This is a genomic window from Larkinella harenae, from assembly GCF_054780515.1.
The window spans coordinates 287205-309710 of record NZ_BAAGWE010000005.1; the positions used below are offsets into that span (position 1 = coordinate 287205).

The window sequence follows — 22506 nt, forward strand, 5'->3', positions numbered from 1 at the left end:
TTTTTCGTGTATGAGGAATGCGAACTTGATTAAGCCGCAATGCGAAGGGGTTGCTCGCCCGGTTCCAGCATCGGTTCGATAACCTGATGCAGACGTTCCCGCAGAAAGCCCTCCTGGAGGTACGAAGGCAGTTTTGCAATCAGCTGCTTGTAACCCCGCAGACCCAGTGCTTTGGCAATGTAGGCTTCATGGACGGCATTGATGTGCGACACAATATTGACCAGACTCTCGTGAAACTGCCGGACGTCAATCTCTGATTCCACAAACCGTTCGATCTCGCGATTCGTCGATGAAATGCGCAGGCGGCTCAGGGCGTCAAAATACGTCGTATAACCGATTTGCCGGCCCAGTTGCTTGTATTGTTCCTGCCCAAATTTCTGCAGCACCTTGCCGGTTTTAGCACTGCGCAAAGCCGTTTTCGGATTGTTCTGAATGGCCTGCCGCAACGTTTTGATGCGCTGATCGCGGGAGGTTTTCAAAAACTGGGCAATCTCGATCTGGGCCGCCGACTCGCGCGACGGCAACAGTAGATCCGGTTTGGCAATATCCAGCTTGGCCATCGGGAGCCGCATGGTCCGGTAGTTGTTCAACGGGCCGGAGGCATAAAAGCCAACAGATGCCGGATAATAACCCCGAACAACCATGTTGCCAACGCGACGACGGATGATTTCTTCATTCATGGCAGGTTCGCCCATGGTCTGGAGGAAAGCCCGCACGCTGAACAGAACGCTGTAATAGGCCTGCGGAAACGTCCAGTGTAAGGAGCTTTGCAGGTACTGGTTATCGTTGACAACCGGCGTAATACGCAGCGCATATTCGGCACTCCAGCTATTCAGCAATAACTTCTCTAACGCTTTAATCTGCTCATCGGTCAGCTGGGGCGCAAACTCCTGAAACAGCGGAAAACGAGCCACGTCAAAAAGGTCGTTCTGGCGCTGAATGTGAAAGTCAATCGCGAAAAAGTGATTCAGAAACACCTGGGCCGGAATGGATTTTCGCCAGGTTTCATCCGTGGGTTGACCGGGAGTAAACGGTACCAATTTGCCTTCCTTGTCCATTGTATTTTCTGTGTTCGTGTTCATGTAAATAAAACACGAAAGTTTGGGCTTATGTTCCGAAATGAGAATAAATTATAGGGAATTATATGTCTGTATTTCAGGGGTTTACTATTTATTTTTTTACACTTAAAAATTTCAATAAAAAAGCAGTTGAAAGACCGGTTTTTGGGCTTCTCTAAACGAAAACTAACTCTATTTTAGAAAAGAGGTGAGGACGAACATAGGGCCATAAACGTATTTTAACGTTAATTAACTGTTTTAATAGTTTCATAACTGGATTATACGTTTATATTTGCTTTATGGAAGCACTAACCAAAGCCGAAGAGAAGGTCATGCAAATCCTTTGGGGCATTCGAAAGGGATTTGTTAAAGACGTGATTGATGCGATGCCCGATCCCAAGCCGCCTTACAATACGATTTCGTCCCTGATCCGGATCCTGGAGAAGAAGGGGTTTGTGGAGCATAAGGCGTATGGAAAAAACCACGAATATTTTCCTGCGGTATCCAAACTGGCCTACCGAAAATTCACCTTCAAAAATTTTCTGGCCAATTATTTCGAGGGAGCGCCGGAAAATGTGGTATCGTTCATGGTGAAAGAAGAAAAGCTAAGTCCCGAAGAAGTTCAGCGCATGATGGAATTGCTCGACCAATTCGAAAACAAACCCAAATCCGACGGAAATGCTTCATAATATCTTTTTCTACCTGCTTCAGGGAACCGCACTACTAGCGGTTTTTACCCTGGTCTACCGGCTTTTTTTAGGCAACCTGACGCACTTCCAGTGGAACCGGGTGTATTTGCTGGTCGGCGTAATAGCCAGTAGCCTGGTGCCACTCATTCCGGTGCCTGGTTTGTTCGGCCCGGTGGCTCCGACGGAGCTGGCTTTTCGATTCGGTGCGGTTCCAATCCAGGCAAACGACCTTACCGGAGCATCGACGGAAGTTGCTGTCCAAACCGTCAATAGCTTTCAGTGGGTTGGCTACGCTTTAATGGGGTTTTATCTGTTGGGTGTCTTGTACAAAAGCGCACGGTTTTACCGCAACCTACGGGTGATTTTCCGCTTGAAACAAGCCAGCCAGCTGGTTGATGAGCGAGCGGATTACTCGGTCTATATCCAATCGGAATTGCCCACGTTTTCCTTCGGACGTTCCATTTTTCTGAATCCGGAACATGAATCACTGACGTCGGAAGAACAGGCTCAGGTGTTGTTGCACGAAGAAATTCATGTTCAGCACCGGCACACGCTAGATTTGCTGCTGTTTGAACTGGCGGGCATTGTGTTCTGGTTTAACCCCTTGATTCGTTATCTCCACGTCTCCATCCGCCAGGTCCACGAATACATGGTGGATGCCTCAGTGACCCGGCTTTGCGGAAACGTCCGTCAATACGGCTATCTACTCCTGAAAATGACTTCCGAATCGACCTTGCCGCTGATGGCAACCTTCTCGGACAGGCAGCTTGTCAACCGCATTCAAATGCTCACTCAAAAACCATCTGGTTCCATGCAAAAGCTAAAATTTCTGGTAATAGCGCCCCTGCTGGCGTTCTCCCTCCTGGTTAGTTCGTGTTTTCGCAACAGCGATCAGCCTGTATTTCGGGCGCAAACCGTAAAACCGCAGCATGGCGTTCCCGTCGGAACCATCGTCTGGAAAGGCAACAAGGTGTATACCACGGCGCAGTTGAACGAAGTGCTGGGGTTACGGCCAGGTGACCTGTACGAAAAGGAAGCGTTGGCAAATCGGCTGACCAACCAGGCCGGAACCGATCTGACTTCCTTATACATGGACAAGGGGTATCTGTTTTCCAATGTTGAAGTCAAAGAAAAGCGGGTTGGGGATGCGGTCAACCTGGAACTATCGGTTTACGAAGGACCGCAGATGACGGTCGAAAAGGTGACTTTTAAAGGCAATAAAAAAATTACCGATGCACAAATGCGTACCCTAGTTGCCGTTCGTCCGGGAGAACTTTTCAACCGCTCCAACCTGATCAAGTCGCAGTTGGTGCTGGCGCAGTCGGGTTATTTTAACTCAAAACAAGTGGGCATTAATCCGATCCCGCATACGGAACGAAATACCGTTGATCTGGAATTTACGGTTATTGAAGACTAGGTAGTTAAACGGTTTTGGGGGTTCTTTTGAATTTTTCGCGTTGCCCCAAATACAATCCTGCCAGCACCAGCGCCGTACCCAGGTACGTGTGAATGGTCAGCGGTTCATCGAGCAGAACGGACGAGTAAATAAAACCAAAAATCGGGCACAGAAATAGCCAGAGCGAGGCCTGAACCGCATCTTGCCGAACCAGGTAAAACCAGAGTTGCAACCCGATGATGGAGACCGGTATGATGAGCCAGAAAACCGCCCCCCAAAACTGCCCGTTGTAGTGGGAATTACTGAAGTCGGCAAAAAACAGGGTAAAAGGCAGCAGCAAAAGCCCCCCAATCAACACTTGCCAACCGTTGATGACCAGGTCGGGCAGCCGCCAGGTGAAGCGGCTGTAATAAACCGTTGCGGTGCAGATTGATACCATGCCGACCAGTAAAATTAACAAACCAGGAATGGTGGCAAAACTGTTCTGGAGCAGCGGGTAAGTGGCCAGCATGACGCCCGCCATGCCGAGTACAATGCCCAGGGTTTCGTGCCAGCGAACCGGACGCTGGAGCCACAGAGCGGATATGATGGTAATGAATAAGGGACTGGTGGCGGTGGAAAGGCTGCCAATGCCCGCGGCTACCTGTTTAAGAGCCAGCACAAACGCGCCGAGGTAGATGGTCGTATTCAGGAGCGCAAAAACCGTCAACCGTTTGAATTCCGTTCGGTTGGGCAGCGGGTTTCGCTGAATACCGTAGGCAATAAACAGCATAAGCGGTCCCGCAATCAGGAAACGGGTTTCGGCCAGGAGCAGCGGGTCGGCAGTCAGGACGCCGAATTTGGTTGCAGCCGCAGCCGATGCCCAAAGCATGGCAAAGAGCAAACCGGGAAGAACGGATTTCATGCGGCAAAGGTACGGTGAAGTTCCAGTTGTACCAGCCGACCCGTTTAATTTACCAAAAAAGCCCCAAAAAACCGTATCGAACGGTTTTTTGGGGTGTTGTAAGACGTAGGTTATCGGCCGCCGGGGCCAGTGCTGCCACCTGCCTGCGTAACCATACTGGTGGTTGTAAAGGTGGAAGCCTGGGTGCCGACGGTGTAGGTGCCGCGGGTATACAGCCCGTTGAAATTGCTGCCTCCTGCCACGCTGCCACCGGTAAAAACTTTGTAGGTTTGGCCGGTTTTGAGCTTGGGGCTGGAAAACAGCATCGTTGAGTAAGTTCTCGGAACCTGGAACGTCAGGGCTTCGGAGCCGTCGCTCGACTGAATGTGGACAACCTGGTTGGCCGCGCCACCACCCAGGATAACCGACGGTTGGGTGCTCACAGTGGCCGTGGGCGTGCTGGTTGATCCGCCGATACCCAGCACCACACCACCGGTGATTTTAAACGTGCTACGGTCGCAGTCGATTCCGGCTTCGGGCGAACCCGCGCCGACGGCGACTACCGTTCCGCCCGTTATGGTGAGGGGCCCGTTGGAATCAATACCGTCATTGGCGCTGGCGTAGGCATACATTGTGCCGCCGTTGATGTAAATCATCTTGCCAGCGTTGATGGCGTCGTCGGCAGTTTTGATCATAAAATAGCCATTGTTGATCGTCAGCGTACTTTTGCTTTCGATGCCTTCGCCCGCCGATGAGTTGATGGTAAAGGTTCCGCCGTTGATGGTCATGTACGGGTCGATGGCCGTGTCAGTATCGTACGAAGCCGTAATGCCTTTTCCCGCTACGTTGAGGGTGAACGTGCCGCTGTTGATGACCACGTAGCCTTCTTCGCATTGAATACCATCGTCCGAAGCCGTCAGGTTGAGCGTGCCGCCGTCGACAACAAAGGCGTCATTCGTGTGGATGGCGTCTTTGGCTGCCCCGCTCACGGTAATGTTCCCGCTAATAATCCGGATGTAGTCGTCCGAGACAATGGCGTGTTTATTATTTCCTTGCACAGTTAGGCTTCCATTGCCGCTGAAAATCAGCTGCCCTTCGCTGAAGAAAGCTCCTTTCATGTCTTCGGTTTCGTTCGCTGCGTAGGTGGCACCGTCGGTCAGCGTATTGGTGGTGTTATCAGCCAGCACCACAAAGGCCCGTTTGCCAGACTGGATGTTGATGGCCGGACCGTCGGTATTGGTAATCGTGACGCCGTTGAGCGTCAGCTTGAATTTCTTCTCGCTGTAAATCTTCACCGACCCGTTGGTGGTGGTGCCTGAAAGGACATAAGCCACCTCGGCGACGGTCGAGTTGATTACCACATCACCGTTGGTTTCGGTCACGGTGACGCCATTGTTGGCCAGCGGGTTCGAAATGGCAACGGTACTGCCAAAGGTGATGGTTACCGTGGATGAGAAGGTCGAGTTGGCCAGCAGATCGTCGGCATTGGCCGCCGTTGTGGTGCTGCCTTCAGCTTTGGCCGAAAGGGTGCTGGTGCTATCGATAACGATAGAACTGCCGGTGGTGGTTTCGGAATCGGTATCCGGATTGAGCTCGCTACTTTCTTTGGAACACGAGCAAAGCGTGGCCAAAACCAGGAGGTAGATGATGGGTAATCGGATGGTTCTACTTTTGAGAAACTGGAGGTGATGCATGGTGGTGTCGTGGTTTACCCGGTTTTATACTGGATAATACGCCGATCCACCGGCAAACGTTGCTGTGATGAAGATTTTTGCGGTGAATACCTAAAAAACGTCGGTTAAAAGGTGCGCCCATGAACCAGCGCTCGTGGGCGCACCTTTTTAAAAGCCAATCTTTCCCTTCCGGCCGTGGCCATCTTTGCCATCTACGTATTCCTTCAGTTCCGCCAGTTCTTTCTCAAAACCGCTGCTCAGGATTGGGAACCGACACCAGGTTTTGGGATCTACGTTTTCGTCGTCGACGTGGAAGGAGGGAGCATACCGTTCGCGCTTCCACTGGTTGCGGCTCCAGAGTCGGAAAAACCGGTCGACGGAAACGTAAAGCTGCTCCCGGCTGTACTGCCCATCGAACACCACTTCCATGTGTTGCATTACTTCCTTTGGCGACTGCTTGTCCCGAATGGCAGCTTTTTCGATGGCGTTGAGCACCCCGTACGGCATCAGGTCTTCTTCGTCGGTCTGGTTTTGGTCGAGTGGACGGAGTTCGGCGGTGGGTTGCAGGTTGTTAACGGCTTTCAACCCTTCCACTTTAATGCTGCCGCCGACCCCCTCGATTTCGGCCCAGCGGAGCCAGCTGCGCAGGTAGTGCTTGTCAATCCCGGCAATGGGGGAGATGCTACCCGCCGTATCGCCGTCCATCGTGGCATACCCCACCGACGCTTCCGAACGGTTGGAGGTCGACAGCAGCAGGGCGTTCTGGATATTGGCCAGTAGCCAGGCACTCGGGGCGCGTACCCGGGCCTGAATGTTTTGCAGGGCAATATCGTCGGTGTTCCAGCTCAGTTTCCGGCCAATCTGGTCTTCAATCAATTTGGTGTAGGTTTCGACCAGACCGTTGATGTTGATGTTGTAGAACGTGGCGCCGATGGATGTGGCCAGCGATTCGGCGGAGTTCAAGGTATCCGTCGAACTGTTTTCGGTGCCCTGGTAAATGGTCGTCAGCAAAGCCCCGCAGATTTCCTCGACGGTAGTCAGGTTCTGGATGGCTTTGATGTAGCTCAATTTCTTTTTGAAGGCCTCCAGCCCGATGCTTTCGTCGGCCAGTCGGATCATGAGCGATACCAGAGCCGCAATAGCCGACGAATCGGCGCCACCGCTCAGTGACAACACAAAACCGTGCGAGCGGCTTTTGCGCAGGTAGTCGAACAGGGCCAGCGCTACGGCCCGCGCAAATTCTTCTTCTTTCAGGTAATTGCCCCGTTCCCAGTATTCGAGTTCGGCTTTTTGGACCACGGGCTTGATCGGCGGAAAGTCGAATTGAGCGGCCACGCGCAAATTAGGAAGCAGATACGCCAAATTGACTTTGTTCTGCACCTGACTCAGCCGCGTATCGTCCACGTCGATAACGGCGCAAACCAGCATGTGATCGGCGTAGCTGAAACGCGGCCCCGATACCAGCAATTGACCGTTGGATGCAATCATGGCGTCACCGTCAAAAATAGCGCGCCCCGACTCATTACCCAGCAAGTTGCAGTAAATGTAACTGACCCCAAACGCCCGTGAACCGTCGATCACAAACCGTTCGCGAACCACGGATTTAAAAAACGAAAAGTGGCTGGCGCTCGGATTCAGAATAATATCGGCCCCCCGTTCGTGCAGGCTGCGGCCCGGGCGATTGGCAATCCAGGCATCTTCGCAAATTTCAAAACCGATTTTTACGCCGGATACGTCAAACAGCAGGTCGCCCACCGGATACGTAAATTCGCCGATCTGGATTTCGTCACGGACGCCCGCCGTCCACGGTTGAAACCAGCGGCTTTCGTAGTGAATCCCGTTGTTGGCAACAACCTGTTTGCAGACAAAACCCAGAATTCGCTTGTCGGCAATCAGGCAAGCCGTGTCGTACGTGCGGTTGTTGGCCAGGCGCAGCGGCAGGCTGACGGCCACAATAATTCCGCTGGTATGTGGCACAATTTCCAGCAAACTTTGTTTGGACTGCTCGATGACCTCGTTCGAGAAGAACATATCCTCGCAACCGTAGCCGGTGATGCATAATTCGGGGAGGCATAAAATGCTGACTCCCTGTTTTTTAGCTTCTTCTATGGTGTCGGTAATGGTTCGGCGATTGTGTTCCCAGGCCATCGGAATCTGGTTGACAACGCCAGCGGCTACTTTGATGAGCTTCATGTATGTGGTTTTTCGACTTTACAAAAAGAACAAATATGAACGAGAAATGGATTTCTTGTCAGAAAAAACAACGAAAAATGGGCCGGATGGGTTTAAAAGACCCGATTGGCGGGTTCGACGATTCAGGATTTACGGAGTTTGAGGATTAGGTTGGTTCTCAAATGATATAATTCCTGTTCGAGCCCGACGGGGTAGGTGTGGGGATTGGTAAACCGTTTGATGCCCGGATGCAGTTGAGTCAGTTGAGCCTGAACGCGGCTGCGCACCGCGTGAATATCCGGGATTTCGTAGACAGGCTGTCCGTTCCGGAAGATGGGCACCAGCAGGTCTTCAAAAACCGTTGGGGCAGAAAAATGGCGCTGGCGTGTAAAATCGTACGGATCGATCATGGTAGCTGGACCAACCGGTGGCGTTTCTTCATTATACACCATATCGGAGATAAAACCGTGCTCATCAGAATACCGCCGGACCTGCTGAATGCCCGGGGTCGAAATCTTGATAGCCTGTTCCGAGAGTTTTAGCTTATAGTCCCACTGACCGGCTGGGTTTTGGATGGCGGCCAGCTTGTACACTCCGCCCAGCGCCGGTTGATCGTAGGCCGTTACCAGTTTGGTGCCTATGCCCCAGATGTTGATTTTGGCGCCCTGTTGTTTCAGGCTCGTGATGAGGTATTCATCCAGATCGTTGCTGCCAACGATGGAAGTGTCCTGAAAACCGGCTTCATCCAGCAACCGGCGGGCTTCGATGCTCAGGTAGGCCAGGTCGCCCGAATCCAGCCGGATGGCACTGAGTTGATAGCCTCTTTCTTTCAATTTTTGGCCCGCGTTAATGGCATTTTTGACACCTTGAATGGAATTGTACGTGTCGACCAGCAGGGTAACATTGTTGGGTAACACCTCCGCGTATACGTTAAAGGCTTCCAGCTCGTCATCGAATGACATGACCCAACTATGAGCGTGGGTACCCCGCACCGGAATCCCGTAGAGCTTGCCTGCCAATACGTTGGACGTGGCATCGCAACCGCCTATGTAAGCAGCCCGGCTGGCGGTCAGGCCGCCGTCGATCCCCTGCGCCCGGCGTAGACCGAATTCCAGCAAAATGTCGTTCTGGGCCGCCAGACGCATCCGGGCGGCTTTGGTGGCAATCAGCGATTGAAAGTTGATCAGCGTGAGCAGCGGGGTTTCGAGTAACTGGCACTGTAAAATGGGACCCCGTACCCGAATCAGCGGTTCATTCGGGAACACGACGGTTCCCTCCGGAATAGCGTCGATGTCGCCGGTAAAACGCAAATTCCGGAGGTAATCCAGAAAAGCCGGCTCAAACAAAGGGCGGTTATCGGTGCCGGTCAGCATACTCAAGTAGGCAACATCATCGTCGGAAAACGAAAAAGCATTCAGGTAGTCAACCACGCTGGACAAACCACAGGCCACCGTAAAACCGCCCTGGAACGGGTGCTTACGGAAGTACAGGTTGAAAACGGCCTCTTTGTTGGCCGTTCCGGATTTCCAATATCCGTAGGCCATAGTGATCTGGTAAAGATCGGTGAGCAGGCTGAGCGAAGTAGTATAAAAGGGTTGTCGCATAGTTTTACCGATTCTGTTGGCGGCTTCTTATCTAAACGATCAAAAACCACTTCCGTTTAACACCTTTTAACGACCATTAACATCTTTTTTATTGAAGGATGCAACCTACCTCTTCATCTTTGCATCTGTCAAATGCACCCCGGTACAGAAAAAGCATTCCTCTTGCCAGTCATCATTACAAATCGACCATCTATGTAAGATCAGGTTCTATGTAATGCATACTACTTACTTTTGTCACGTACTCTTTTGGGAGCCGAACAGTAAACAACACTTTTGAACCGAATTCAGTAAACAACAACCTACTAATTACATCTCATGAAAACATTTATCACCACTGTGTGTGCGTGGCTGGTTATGACTGTGGCAATGGCCCAGACGCCCCCGAAAGGCAAAGTACGCGGGGTGGTTATTGACCAGGCCCAGAAACCCTCCGAATTTGTTACCATTTTACTGGTCAAGGCCAGTGACTCTACGCTCGTTAAGGGAACGGTTACGAACGACAAGGGCCACTACGAGATCGACAACGTGGCCGAAGGGCAATACCGCGTGGCAACGTCGCTGGTAGGTTACAAGAAAGTATATTCAGAAGCGTTCAGCCTGAATGCCGCTAATGCAGAAGTGCAGATCAAGACGCTGACAATGGAGGAAGAATCCCGGAGCCTGAACGAAGTAAAGGTGGTGGCGAAAAAACCGTTCATCGAGCAGGAAATCGACCGAACGGTGGTCAACGTCGAAAACAGCATTGTGTCGAGTGGAAACACGGCGCTGGAGGTACTGGAAAAAGCTCCGGGTGTTACCATCGACCGGCAAAGTGAAAGCATTCAACTGAAAGGAAAGGCGGGCGTTATTGTCATGATCGACGGGAAGCAGACGTATCTGTCGGGGCAGGAAGTGGCCAATTTGCTGAAAAATACGCCGAGTGATAACATCGAGAAAATCGAAATCATTACGAATCCTTCCTCCAAATACGATGCCGCCGGAAACGTGGGGATTATCAACATCCGGATGAAGAAAAATAAAAACTTTGGCACCAACGGAACGGCCATTGCCGGTGTAGGCTACGGACGGTACGAGAAAGCCAATGCCAGCCTGAATCTAAACCACCGGGTTGGTAAACTCAACGCTTTTGGAAATTACAGCTACTTTCATAACCGTCGCTTCCAGGAAAATGAACTGCATCGGGTGATCCCTTTCAACGGAACCGTTACGTATTTTGATCAGGCTTCGCACCGGCCCAACCGCTTCGATGGGCATACGTTCCGCACGGGAGTCGACTACTTTATCAATAAGAAAAGCACAATTGGGGTTCTGGCAACGGGGTTCATTAACGACTGGCGGCAGGACAACGGGGTTAATGATGCCGTAATCCGGAATGAATTTGGGCAAATAACGCTGAAGCCCACCACCAACGTTTCGGTGAAAAACAAATGGTCGAACGTGACGGGGAACGTCAACTACAAATACGAGTTCGATGGCAAGGGCCGCGAGCTGACCGCTGACCTCGATTATTCGCACTTTAACGGCGATTCGTACAACCACCTGAATACCAGCTATCGAAACGCCAATGACAGTATTGTACAGCCGAATGCCCTGGTTCGGAACGATATGCCCTCCATTATCAATATCTGGGCGTTCAAAGCGGACTATGTACATCCGTTGAAAAAAGGGGCCAAGTTTGAAGCGGGCGTAAAAAGCAGCTCCGTTCAATCGGATAATAACCTCATCTACGATGATTTTGTGGATGGGCGCTGGGTAATGAACGCCAACCAGAGTAACCAATTCAAGTACACCGAAAACATCAACGCGGCCTACGTCAACTACGCCGGAAAGCTGAATGCAAAAACCAGCGTGCAGCTGGGCTTGCGGTTGGAGCATACGTTTTCGCGCGGAAATTCGGTAACCCTCAACCGCATTGTAGACCGGGATTATACGAACCTGTTCCCAACGGTTTTCGTGTCGCGGCAGCTGGATACCAACAACGTGCTGAATGCATCTTTTAGCCGCCGGATCGACCGGCCGAATTATCAGAACCTGAATCCGTTCCGGTTTTACCTCGATCCTTATACCTACCAGCAGGGTAATCCGTACCTGAGACCGCAGTTCACGAATTCGTTCCAGCTGACGCACGTTTACAAAGGCAAATTCTCTACTTCGTTGGGATACAGCCGGACAACCGATGTCATTGTGCAGGAAGTGCCGGGCCAGATTCCGGAAGAAAATATTACCTACGTTACCACCGACAACCTGGCCACGCAGGACAACGTTAGTCTGACGGTTAGTTTCCCGGTTGCAGTGACCAAATGGTGGAACATGCAGAACAACGTCAACATTTTTTACAATAAATACGATTCTCCGTACCTGGGAACACAGTATAATGTAGACTTCGTTGCCTTTAATATATACACTTCACAAAACTTTGTCCTGCCGAAAGGTTTCTCTGCCGAGGTATTCGGGTGGTATAACTCAAAAAGCATCTACGGTTTTTACACGACACAGCCCCAGGGCGCGTTTGGATTTGGAATCCAGAAATCGTTGATGAATAAAAAAGCGACGCTGAAATTAAACGTCAACGATCCATTTTGGCTGAACAAATTTCAAGGCTATGCCAAATATCAGGATATTGATTTCCGGATTCGGGCGCGTTGGGAAAGCCGGATTGCCCGTTTGACCTTTACGTACCGGTTTGGAAACCAAAACGTGAAAGCGGCCCGCCAGCGCAACACGAGTACGGAGGCTGAACGCAACCGGGCCGGGGGTGGAAATAACTAAAAATAAAATTAAGCAAACGGCGGACAGTTTTGCACCGTTCCGCCGTTACACTTATAGATAATTAGTTTAGGTTAAGAAAGCAGAAAGCCATTTCCATCTTGAGGAGTGGCTTTTTCGTTTTTAAAAATAATGTACCAACAATCAAATTCAAAATATCGTTTGGTGAAACACATATTGACGATTGATAAAGTTGCAGGATTTTAGCGTTTTTGCTTTAAAAATCATAAAAAAAGACCACTCAGCGTGGTCTTTTTTGTGAATATGTGAATGATAATTTTAATTCCAATAAATCCGAATTTCGGTTACATCTTGGCATTCAGGGTCTTCCTGATCAGTCCAAAGCTGCCACACCGGGTAGCGTTTTGCCCTCCATGTACTCCAGCAATGCACCGCCCCCCGTCGAAACATAGCTGACCCGGTCGCCGTAGCCCGCGTTGTTGATGGCCGAAGCCGAATCGCCACCACCAATCAGGGAGAAGGCGTCATTTTCTTCCGTAGCTTTCACCACTACGTCGGCAATGGCGTTGGTGCCGATGGCAAAATTCGGGAACTCGAACACGCCCATCGGCCCATTCCAGAGAATGGTCTTGGAGGCTGCCACTACGTCTGAAAACTGCTTGATGGTTTCCGGACCAATATCCAGTCCTTCCCAGTCGTCGGGGATTTCGCCCGTAGCTACTACCTGGCGGTTGGCGGTATTTGAGAAATCGTCGGCAATTACGTTATCAACCGGCAAATACACGTTCACGCCTTTGGTTTTGGCTTTTTCGATCAGTTCAAGGGCCAGCTCCTGTTTGTCGGCTTCGAGCAGCGATTTGCCGATTTTTCCCCCTTTGGCTTTGGCAAACGTATAGGCCATGCCTCCGCCAATGATCAGGTTATCAACTTTATCCAGCAGTTTCTCGATGATCAGAATTTTATCCGAAATTTTGGCTCCTCCCATGATGGCCGTGAACGGACGATCGGCATTTTCCAGCACCCGCTGGGCATTGTCCAGCTCCGCCTGCATGACATACCCGCAGACTTTGTCTGTAAAAAACTGGGCAATAACCGCCGTGGACGCGTGGGCGCGGTGGGCCGTACCGAACGCATCGTTGACCCAGACATCGCCCAGTTTCGACAGCTTTTCGGCAAAAGCAACGTCCCCTTTTTCCTCTTCTTTGTAAAAACGCAAGTTTTCCAGCAGCAGCACTTCGCCTGGTTGCAGCGCATCAGCCTGTTCTTTGGCTGACTCCCCAATGCAATCGTCGGCAAATTTAACTGAAACACCGAGCATGATCGACAGTGGACCCACGATGTGTTTGAGTGAATATTTATCTTCCGGACCGCCTTTGGGCCGTCCCAGGTGTGACATCAGCACGCATGAACCACCATCTTTCAGGATTTTGTTGATGGTCGGCAAGGTAGCCTTCATGCGGGTGTCGTCTGTAATCTCGAATTTATTGTTCAGTGGAACGTTGAAGTCAACCCGAATCAGGGCGCGTTTACCGGAAAAATTGTAAGCGTCTAAAGTTTTCATACGACAGATTTCCTGTTGGTTAGCAAAATGCGCTCGAACTTAGGAGTTTTTGCTTAAACGGAGGAATTACACGATCAGCTTATTGAATTTGTTATAATTTTAACTGTATTGTTTCAATTAAGCGCTTGTTTTTTCACTAGTTGTACTTCGTTAGAGCTCAGGAGCAGCTTGAAAAAAGCAACTGCCAGATGGGGCTGTACGGGTCAGAATTAATACCGGTCACCACTGCCGCCCCCGCCGAAGTCACCCCCGCCAAACGGCATTCCTTCTTGCGACCCCAGGTGTCCGGAAGTTGTCTGAATCGTCGATACTGTTTCGCTGGTTAGCAGAAACTCTTTGGGGGAGTCGTCGTCGGGCCGGTCAGTAAAACCGTTGTGTGGCACGCGGAGGTAGCGGATCAGAAAAATAGCGACCAGTGCCAGCAACAATCCATTGATAATCAAATACAATTCCAGCGAGAATTGCGGATGGTAATACCGCCAGGTAGCCAGCGCCAGGCCCCAGCCGATGGCACCCATAATCAGGAGCGGCCGTTCTTTTTGCCGGATTCCGAGATAGATTAACACAACCGGAAGTCCAGCGGTCAGTATCCAGTAAAGGACCGATAAACTAATTTCGGGCGCTTCGGCCGGTCGGCGATCGAGCAGCCAGTAGTTGAGTTGCCGAACTGTAAAGTAATTGCAGCTGAGCAGCAGTAAGGTGAGCGACAACCATTCCGACAAAATGAAATTGTCCCGCCAATAGAGCAGGTGATCACGGTTTTCGTACAGCCGGGCCAGCACGTACAGGCCCGTCGATACCCCCATCAAGACAAAAGGTAAAATTTGTTTTCCGAACGAAATATCCAGTAAACCATCGAATAAAATCGTTACGAGCGTTCCAAAAAACGCCATCGTCAACAAAAGGTCGCTGTAATACCAGACGCCCAACAGCACAAGAGGGAGGATGAACAAGCCGTATTGCCAGGTAGGGAGGCTATCCGGTAAAAGCCCGATCAGGCCGGTGATTACCAAGGCCGCCGTGGCGATAATCATGGCATTATCAATCCCGGAGCGGTAATAGTTCCGGGTTTGGATCAGGTGACGGGCCAGTAGACCGACTCCCAGTCCGAAACCCATGTTAAAGAAATCAAAAAATAGGGAAGAGTCCTGAATGCTGGTCAGGAGTGACATCAACAAAAAATAACTGCCACTGATGGCAACAATCGAAAAGACGAACAGACCCACTTCGATAAAACCGTTCGAGGGGCGAAAACCCACCGGAAAGGCTTCCTCAATCTTCCGTATTTTAGCTTCGTCGAGTAGTCCCTGTCGTTTCCAGCGTAGGACGTGCTCAAGAATGTGTTTGTTGCGGACCCAGGTTTCGTTGTATGCTTTCATAGTTGACAGAACGACCGAGTGTTGAATGAACTAAAACAAGTGGAACGCCAGACAGCTATTGCGTTTGTTCCGACTTTTTCTCTTCGGGAACCAAATCGATTTTTCGATTGGCCGACAAATAAACCGTTACAGCGATCCCGGTGACTAGCCAGTACAGATACGTCGCTTCGTCCCGTAGGTGCAGGTAGTGAAAAACCAGGTACGTCGCACCAATGTAACCGTAAAAGGTGCTCATCAGCAAAAAGACAAAGGACCGTTCCCGCCGGGCGTACCAGTCAAAAACCAGACAGGCTACCGCCAGGGCCAAGGCAAACTGAAGGTGAAGATTTTCAAAATTGAACAGCCCCGCTACCAGCGCCACCAGGAGCAGGTTACCGGCAAAACTCAGCGTGGTGATGGTAAAATGCCGCTTGATCCGCTGCCGGTCGAGCACGAGCGCGCCAGTCATCAGCACGATGCTCAGGCCAACCGCCGACAGCAACACCGTCATGTCTTTCAGGTTACCTTTGAAGTAAAACTCCAGTGGTCGTACCGTCACACCAATCCACGAAATGAGGGCCGTCAGCCCCATCGCCAGCACCCCTCGATGATCGAACAGGTAGGCCAGGCCGATAAACAGAATGGCGGGTAGAAACGTTACCAGACCGTAGCGCGTGCCAAATAACGTGTATTGGTACTGCAAATACCCTTCCAGGGTCAAGAAAAGCAGACAGCCCAATAACAAGGCATAGTCGCCAAAGGGCGAACGGCTGTGGCTGCGTCCGGTAGAAAAAGGACCTTTGAATCGAATGGCGAATGCAAAATTGGCCGCACAGATCACGGCGAGGGTGAATATCAGAAAGCTGTGGCCAATCTGGTCGATGTATTTGTAAATAAGCCAGCCCGTTCCGGTGGTAAATAGTAAAATTCCGGCGTAGAGCAGAGCCCGTAATTCCCAATGGATGGAAAAGAGTTTTCGTGCCTCAACCGATTGAATAACAGTTTGTTGTTTCTGGTCGATCAGGTTCTTTTTCGCCAGTTCCTGCAATACCCGTTCCGGGGACATATTCACGAAAAATGGTGTTATAGATATAACGGCAAATATGAACAAATGGATTGAAAAATATGGCGACTGGACCGCAGCAGATTGAACTTCCCCCCAAATATTACCTCGATTATTTTCGCTACCTGCTTGGTTTCGTGCAGCGCCTGTACGGGCATTTGCTGAATGATGCGGAAAAGCAGTTTATCGATCGATTTAACGAACTGACGGAAGATGCACAGTGTATGTATGTGCGGTTCAGCAACCGACGAGGGACCTTTTTTCGCATCCAAAAACTTCAGTATAAAGAAATTGATGATTTGCCGGCGGCCGTGGGCGAGCTGTTGCTCAACGGTTTTATTGAACGGTTGGGGCCGCATCACGAAGCGATGGGGCAGGAGGTGCTGAATACATTTACCAAGCCGGAATTACTGGATCTTTTGCCATTGGAGCCGGAGGAAATTAAGCCGCTGGGTAAGTTGAAGAAAGAGAATATCGTGCGGTATGCCCTTCATGAACTGGCGTTCGAGCGGATTGTAGAGAGCCTGACGAAGCACGAAACCGTGGTGAAACCGAACTTTGATGCCGAAGTGATGCTGCTAAAGTTTCTGTTTTTTGGAAATCGTTCGGCCGACATGACGGAGTTTGTGATTCGTGATCTGGGCAAGGTGACCTTCGAGCGATACGACGAATCGAAGCTAACGGCCCGGTTTGCCAACCGCAAGGAGGTAGAGGACAAGCTGCTGATTTCGCTCACGAGCGAAGAATTCCGGGAACTGCGGGATTCGGTCACTCCGCCGGAAGATGTCTTCAACTGGTTTATGAACTGGGACGAAGTTAAACCCAGCCTGAGCGAGATTGCCCAACCCGGTTATGCCAAACTGGTGACGAATGTTGGCGCGTATCTGGAGCGCCAGAAAATGCCCGAACAGGCCATGCAGGTGTATCAGCTCACCGACCGGGTTCCGGCCCGGGAACGGCGCGTGCGGCTGCTCTTTCGGTCGGGGCTGACGGACGAAGCGCTGGCGCTGTGTGATGAAATTGCGCTGAATCCGCAAAACGCCGACGAACGGTATTTTGCCACTGATTTTCGGGAGAAGATGCTGAGCGCGGGCGAGAAGAAACGCAGCCGAAAAGCTACCACCCGGTTTTTGTCGGATGCCGAAAGTGTGGATATTCCGGCCATTTACCGGCACCACGTCGAAGCGGGCGTGATGAATCATTTTCTGGAATCGGGTTGGGAAGCCGCTTTTACCGAGAATTACCCCTGGCGCGGCTTGTTCGGATTGCTGTTCTGGGACATTATTTACGACGCCAACGTGCAGGCTATTCACCACCCATTGCAGCGGGCTCCGTCGGACTTTTACCTGCCCGGTTTTTACGGCAAGCGGGAGGCACAGCTGAAAAAACGGCTGGCCGATCTGCCAACCCGCGATGATTGGAAGAAGCATCTGGAAACGGTTTTTTTCGAAAAGTACGGAATCACCAATGCATTGGTTGACTGGAGTGAAGAGCTGCTGAACCTGAACCTGCAAATGGTCAACCTGCTCGAACCGGAACAACTGGGACTGATCATGCTCGAAATTTCCCGGAACCTGCGCGAAAACACGCGGGGTTTTCCGGATCTGATGATCTGGAATGAGCAGGGACAATACGAATTTGTGGAGGTGAAATCACCGACCGATCACCTGGGTGCGCAGCAATTACACTGGCTGGAATTTTTCCAGATGATTGGTGTTCACGCGCGGGTATTGCGCGTCATCTGGACAGCCTGATCGTGAGAATTATGAATTCGGTAGAAGAGAGTCTTAGTGCTTAACGCTACACCTCTCCTGACCGGAAAAAAACCGGAAACCGTACTTCCCGTTCGGCATCGCCCCAGAGAGTTTTGAGCTGATCCGCAATCAATAGAACCGGGTCCGTGCCGTGTTGGCGGATGTAAGACTGGACACTGGACCAGGTGCGGAGGTAGTTCAGGAACCGTTCGAGATCCCACTGGCGACGGATCGTGAATTCACGGTGTTCTGGGTTGGCAAACGGAAACGGAAGGTGGGCATAGTGATCTTCGACGTGTTTGCGATTGGGGGCCCAATACGGACCGATGATGTGGTCGTAGAAATGGTAGCAGATGGGGTCGATGCCCGGCGCAATCTGCAACACGGAATACCCCCACTCGGCCAGCACCGCCCCGGGCTTGCCCACGCGCCGAACTTCTTGGTGAAAGGCATCTACATCGAACCAGTGTAAAGCCTGAGCGACGGTAATCAGATCGAATGTCTGGTCGGCGAAGGGCGTCTGTTCAGCAGGGCAAACGGTATACGTAATGTTGGGGTGCTGAACGGCTTTTTCCAACTGTTGCGCGCTGATGTCAGTTGCTTCGACGGTTTCGAAATGCTGCGCTAAGATGTGAGCAACCTGACCATTTCCCGTAGCACAATCCCAGGCCTTCTGACGCGCAGGAACCCGTTCGAAGAGTAAAGAATACAATTCTATGGGATAATCAATACGGTATTGGGCATACAGATCGGCATGTCCGGAGAAAAGATCAATAGTTGACATTGTAGAATTAGTCTAAATAAACAAAAAGATATATTTTTGCAACCGTATCAATGAAGGTACCCAAATCGGTTTAATTTTAATCAATTCGTACATGAAAACCCTCCCATTGCGCTTACTTGCTTTAGTGTTCTGTTTAAGCATTGCCCTAATGCCGGCTTCATTTGTTCAGGCTCAAGCCAAAAAAGGGCTAACGGTTTTGACCCTGAACGGAACGGATGCCATGCAGTTTGATAAAAAAGAATTTAAGGTAAAGGCCGGCCAGAAAATCAAGTTAACCCTGAAGCATACGGGTAAATACGCCAAGCAGGCCATGGGCCATAACTTTGTACTGCTGAAACCCGGAACCGATATTGCCGATTTTTCATCCAAGGCTAATCTGGCGCGGGATAACGAATACATTCCGAAATCGGAAGCAGCTAACATCGTCGCTCATACCAAATTATTGGGCGGAGGAGAATCCGATACAATTGAGTTTACCGTAGCCAGGAAAGGTACATATCCATTTATTTGCAGTTTCCCCGGCCACTATGGGCTGATGCAGGGCAAGTTCATTGTCGAGTAAAAAAGCGGAGAAGTTGAGTCGGTCTGATCCGACAGCGCGTGCCGGTTTCGGAAAGTAGATTCCCGAAACCGGCACGCTTTTTTAAGGAGGTTTAGGCGATTGTAATAAGGCTTTTTTCGGTATTGATGTCGCGCTGCTGTCGGTGAAAAAGATTGGCTGCTGGTGGTATTGGCAGAATTTTATGCGTCCTTTGTTCGAAAAAAGGTGTAGAATCAATAAGTATTGTATATTTACGGGTACGTACCCGTAAATCATTTTACCATTCATAACCCATCTGCCAACAATGAACAAATTCATCCAAAACCGCCGAAAATTCTTACAGAAAGCCGCTCTCGGAAGTGCCGTACTGAGCGTTCCGCACTCATTCTGGCAGCTTGGTAGCCGTATTGAGCAGGGTAAACGGGTTGGAATTATTGGTTTGGATACCTCCCATAGCGTGGCATTTACCAAGGTGCTGAATGCCGCTGATGCCAGTTCCGACTATGCAGGATATAAGATTGTGGCAGCCTATCCATACGGTAGTAAAGATATTGAGAGCAGCACGAAACGGATACCGGGTTACATCGAAGATGTCAAAAAACTAAACGTCGAAATCGTCGACTCAATTGGTGATTTGCTTAAGAAAGTCGATGTAGTTTTATTAGAAACAAATGATGGACGGCTGCACCTCGAGCAGGCTGTTCAAGTGTTGAAAGCGGGTAAACGCGTGTTTATTGACAAACCCATCGCGGCTTCGCTAACCGATGTTCTGGCTATTTTTGACGCATCCCGCAAATACAAAATTCCGGTTTTTTCTGCGTCTTCGCTCCGCTATATCAAAGGGATTGAGGGAATTGACAAAAGCCAGGTTGTGGGCGCAGATGCCTACAGTCCGGCCGTGCTGGAAAAAACGCACCCGGATTTATTCTGGTACGGTATTCACGGGGTCGAAACCCTGTATGCCGCCCTGGGAACCGGCTGTAAGCAGGTGGTTCGGGTCAATACCGAAGGAACCGATGTAGTAATAGGCACCTGGGCCGATGGCAGGGTGGGAACCTTCCGGGGAACGCGAACCGGGAAACACCACTATGGCGGCACAGTTTATACGCAGAATGGTAACATCACTTTAGGGCCTTACCAGGGCTACGAACTCTTGTTGAAAGAGATTATCAAGTACTTCGAAACGGGAAAAGTACCGGTCAGCCCGGAAGAAACCACTGAAATGTTTGCCTTTATGGAAGCCGCCGACGAGAGCAAACGCCGGGGCGGGGCCGTCGTGACATTGGAAAGTGTGCTGGAAAAGGCCCGGAAAAAGGTTGCAAGTAAATAAAAAGACGGGTCAAAAAACCAAACGTGTCGTGTTCATAGCCTTTGTCCGTAACGGTCGGTAAAAATGAGTATACTAAAAATAATCAATGGAAACCTGATTACACCGTTTCGATTCATTCGGGGCGGAACGGTGGTCATTCAGGATGGCCTTATCAAAGGCGTTCATGAACGGGACGTTGAGGTGCCCGGCGCAACTGTGCTGGATGCCGCAGGAAAGTACGTGGCACCCGGTTTTGTTGACATTCATGTTCACGGTGGAGGAGGGTACGACTTCATGGACGGAACGGAAGAAGCGTTCCTGAAAATTGCCGAACTCCACGCCCGGTACGGAACTACTTCGATTGTGCCAACGACCTTGACGGCCGAAAAGGAAGATTTGCTGCAGACCCTGGATGTATATGAACAGGCCAGACTGAACAACCACCGGGGAGCGGATTTTCTGGGTATTCATTTGGAAGGTCCTTACTTTGCCCTGAGTCAGCGGGGGGCGCAGGACCCACGCTACATCCGGAATCCGGACCCGGGCGAGTATGAAGAAATCCTCGCGTATTCATCGTCGATTGTTCGCTGGAGTGCGGCACCGGAGCTGGAAGGGGCCATTTCGTTCGGGCGACGCCTTCGCGAAAAAGGGATATTAGCCGCTATTGCCCATACGGATGCGGTTTATGATGATGTGCTATTGGCGTACGAAAACGGTTATTCGTTGGCAACGCATCTCTATTCTGCCATGTCGGGCGTGACGCGCCGGAATGCGTTTCGGTACGCGGGTGCCATTGAAAGTGCACTGCTGCTGGACATGGATGTTGAAATTATCACGGATGGTGTGCATTTGCCGCCAGCTTTGCTGAAACTGGTCTACAAAATCAAAGGGGCGGATCGCACGGCGTTGATTACCGACGCAATGCGGGCTGCTGGAATGCCCGAAGGGGAGAGCACGCTGGGATCGTTGAAAAATGGGCTGAGAGTGATTGTTGAAGACGGAGTGGCTAAATTACCTGACCGAACTTCGTTCGCCGGAAGCGTGGCCACCACCAATCGGCTGGTGCGCAATATGGTTCAGCTGGCGGATGTTTCTCTACTGGACGCTGTTCGGATGGCGAGTACCACCCCGGCCCGAATCATGGGAGTCGATCATCGTAAAGGCATTCTGGCTCCCGGAAAAGACGCTGATCTGGTTATTTTTGACGACCAGATCGACATTGACGCCACCCTCGTAAAGGGCAAGGTAGTTTACTCCCGGGTACCGAGTTTTGACTCAACTGAAACTAGGTAAGGCTCCTGCTGCTGCGTAGGCTTCGTCGCCCGAGAAGCCAAACCGAACGGTTTTTTCTAATTATTTGGGCGGGAGATTAAACCTTATCCCCGATTTGCTGTCATAGCAGGGAGAGGAGTGGAAAAAGCCGTGCGAGTTTTGGCGTATAGCTTATCGCCTTTTAACTTTGCTAGCCAAGTCCGTTGGTAATCAAAACTCATAGCTTTAATTGTATTTTCATGAAAAAAACGTTTGGACTACTCATTGCGGTTGCCCTGACCGCAATTACCGTCGACAGTAACGCGCAAACCGCGATACCGGACGACATCAAGGGGTTGCTGCAAAAAAACGCCTGTCTGGCCTGTCACAATCCGGATACGCGTTTGGTGGGTCCTCCTTACAAAGAGGTTGCAAAAAAGAAATACACCGACGCTCAGATTGTGGAACTGATTTACGACCCAAAGCCAGAACACTGGCCCGGTTATCCGCCAATGGCCCCGCTGAAAAACGTGCCGAAAGATGAGGCCCTGAAAATGGCCAAGTGGATCAACTCACTGGATGGTGGAGCTAAAGCGCCCGCCAAGAAGCCAGCTGCGAAGAAAAAGTCTTAATGAACAGCAAAAATCCCCGCCGAAAGCGGGGATTTTTATTTTGGAGCAATT

17 protein-coding genes are annotated in these 22506 nt (G+C 50.8%); 8 read left to right on the forward strand and 9 right to left on the reverse strand.

What is annotated here, in order from left to right:
• Positions 1-29: 29 nt before the first annotated feature.
• The gene (locus ACYVH9_RS23120) at positions 30-1082 is read right to left on the reverse strand and encodes a hypothetical protein (RefSeq protein ID WP_460638785.1); all 1053 of its coding nucleotides are present in this window, start codon (positions 1080-1082) and stop codon (positions 30-32) included.
• Between the two features lie 275 nt (positions 1083-1357).
• Here ACYVH9_RS23120 and ACYVH9_RS23125 point away from each other — a divergent pair, with 275 nt between their 5' ends.
• Together ACYVH9_RS23125 and ACYVH9_RS23130 are read left to right on the forward strand one after the other, a co-directional pair.
• Entirely contained in the window at positions 1358-1747 is a 390-nt protein-coding gene (locus tag ACYVH9_RS23125; RefSeq protein WP_460638786.1) for a BlaI/MecI/CopY family transcriptional regulator, read from the forward strand.
• On the forward strand, positions 1737-3164 hold the full coding sequence (locus ACYVH9_RS23130) for a M56 family metallopeptidase (protein ID WP_460638787.1): 1428 nt from the start codon (positions 1737-1739) through the stop codon (positions 3162-3164). The genes ACYVH9_RS23125 and ACYVH9_RS23130 overlap by 11 nt, the downstream gene beginning before the upstream one ends.
• A 4-nt stretch (positions 3165-3168) precedes the next feature.
• On the opposite strand, the gene ACYVH9_RS23135 is transcribed toward ACYVH9_RS23130, so the two are convergent.
• From ACYVH9_RS23135 to ACYVH9_RS23150, 4 genes are all read right to left on the reverse strand, one after another.
• Positions 3169-4047: a DMT family transporter gene (locus ACYVH9_RS23135; protein WP_460638788.1), complete on the reverse strand. Its 879-nt coding sequence runs from the start codon at positions 4045-4047 to the stop codon at positions 3169-3171.
• 110 nt (positions 4048-4157) lie between these two features.
• Positions 4158-5720 (reverse strand): carbohydrate-binding domain-containing protein, encoded by a 1563-nt coding sequence (locus tag ACYVH9_RS23140; RefSeq protein WP_460638789.1) that lies wholly within the window; start codon positions 5718-5720, stop codon positions 4158-4160.
• Between the two features lie 147 nt (positions 5721-5867).
• Positions 5868-7892, reverse strand: coding sequence for an NAD(+) synthase (gene nadE, locus ACYVH9_RS23145; protein ID WP_460638790.1), 2025 nt, complete (start codon positions 7890-7892; stop codon positions 5868-5870).
• 122 nt (positions 7893-8014) lie between these two features.
• Positions 8015-9475 carry a nicotinate phosphoribosyltransferase gene (locus ACYVH9_RS23150; RefSeq protein ID WP_460638791.1) on the reverse strand — a complete coding sequence of 487 codons (1461 nt, stop codon included), beginning with the start codon at positions 9473-9475 and terminating at the stop codon, positions 8015-8017.
• 315 nt (positions 9476-9790) lie between these two features.
• On the opposite strand from ACYVH9_RS23150, the gene ACYVH9_RS23155 reads away from it, so the two are divergent.
• Positions 9791-12244, forward strand: a complete 2454-nt coding sequence (locus tag ACYVH9_RS23155) for a TonB-dependent receptor (protein WP_460638792.1) — start codon at positions 9791-9793, stop codon at positions 12242-12244.
• 331 nt (positions 12245-12575) lie between these two features.
• Here the strand turns inward: ACYVH9_RS23155 and ACYVH9_RS23160 are convergent, their stop codons facing one another.
• The 3 genes from ACYVH9_RS23160 to ACYVH9_RS23170 all read right to left on the reverse strand — a co-directional run bounded on the left by ACYVH9_RS23160 (position 12576) and on the right by ACYVH9_RS23170 (position 16187).
• Positions 12576-13763, reverse strand: a complete 1188-nt coding sequence (locus ACYVH9_RS23160) for a phosphoglycerate kinase (protein WP_460638793.1) — start codon at positions 13761-13763, stop codon at positions 12576-12578.
• Between the two features lie 209 nt (positions 13764-13972).
• Complete coding sequence (locus ACYVH9_RS23165; RefSeq protein ID WP_460638794.1) at positions 13973-15142, reverse strand: hypothetical protein; 1170 nt, start codon at positions 15140-15142, stop codon at positions 13973-13975.
• Between the two features lie 55 nt (positions 15143-15197).
• Positions 15198-16187 (reverse strand): DUF2157 domain-containing protein, encoded by a 990-nt coding sequence (locus ACYVH9_RS23170; RefSeq protein ID WP_460638874.1) that lies wholly within the window; start codon positions 16185-16187, stop codon positions 15198-15200.
• Between the two features lie 59 nt (positions 16188-16246).
• Here ACYVH9_RS23170 and ACYVH9_RS23175 point away from each other — a divergent pair, with 59 nt between their 5' ends.
• Entirely contained in the window at positions 16247-17938 is a 1692-nt protein-coding gene (locus ACYVH9_RS23175) for a VRR-NUC domain-containing protein (protein ID WP_460638795.1), read from the forward strand.
• Positions 17939-17984: 46 nt separating this feature from the next.
• On the opposite strand, the gene ACYVH9_RS23180 is transcribed toward ACYVH9_RS23175, so the two are convergent.
• Positions 17985-18722, reverse strand: coding sequence for a class I SAM-dependent methyltransferase (locus ACYVH9_RS23180; RefSeq protein ID WP_460638796.1), 738 nt, complete (start codon positions 18720-18722; stop codon positions 17985-17987).
• 91 nt (positions 18723-18813) lie between these two features.
• On the opposite strand from ACYVH9_RS23180, the gene azu reads away from it, so the two are divergent.
• The 4 genes from azu to ACYVH9_RS23200 all read left to right on the forward strand — a co-directional run bounded on the left by azu (position 18814) and on the right by ACYVH9_RS23200 (position 22455).
• On the forward strand, positions 18814-19284 hold the full coding sequence (gene azu, locus ACYVH9_RS23185) for an azurin (RefSeq protein ID WP_460638797.1): 471 nt from the start codon (positions 18814-18816) through the stop codon (positions 19282-19284).
• Between the two features lie 283 nt (positions 19285-19567).
• Complete coding sequence (locus ACYVH9_RS23190) at positions 19568-20593, forward strand: Gfo/Idh/MocA family protein (protein WP_460638798.1); 1026 nt, start codon at positions 19568-19570, stop codon at positions 20591-20593.
• 63 nt (positions 20594-20656) lie between these two features.
• The gene (nagA, locus tag ACYVH9_RS23195; RefSeq protein ID WP_460638799.1) at positions 20657-21865 is read left to right on the forward strand and encodes an N-acetylglucosamine-6-phosphate deacetylase; all 1209 of its coding nucleotides are present in this window, start codon (positions 20657-20659) and stop codon (positions 21863-21865) included.
• 218 nt (positions 21866-22083) lie between these two features.
• Entirely contained in the window at positions 22084-22455 is a 372-nt protein-coding gene (locus ACYVH9_RS23200; RefSeq protein WP_460638800.1) for a c-type cytochrome, read from the forward strand.
• The last annotated feature ends 51 nt before the right edge of the window (positions 22456-22506 follow it).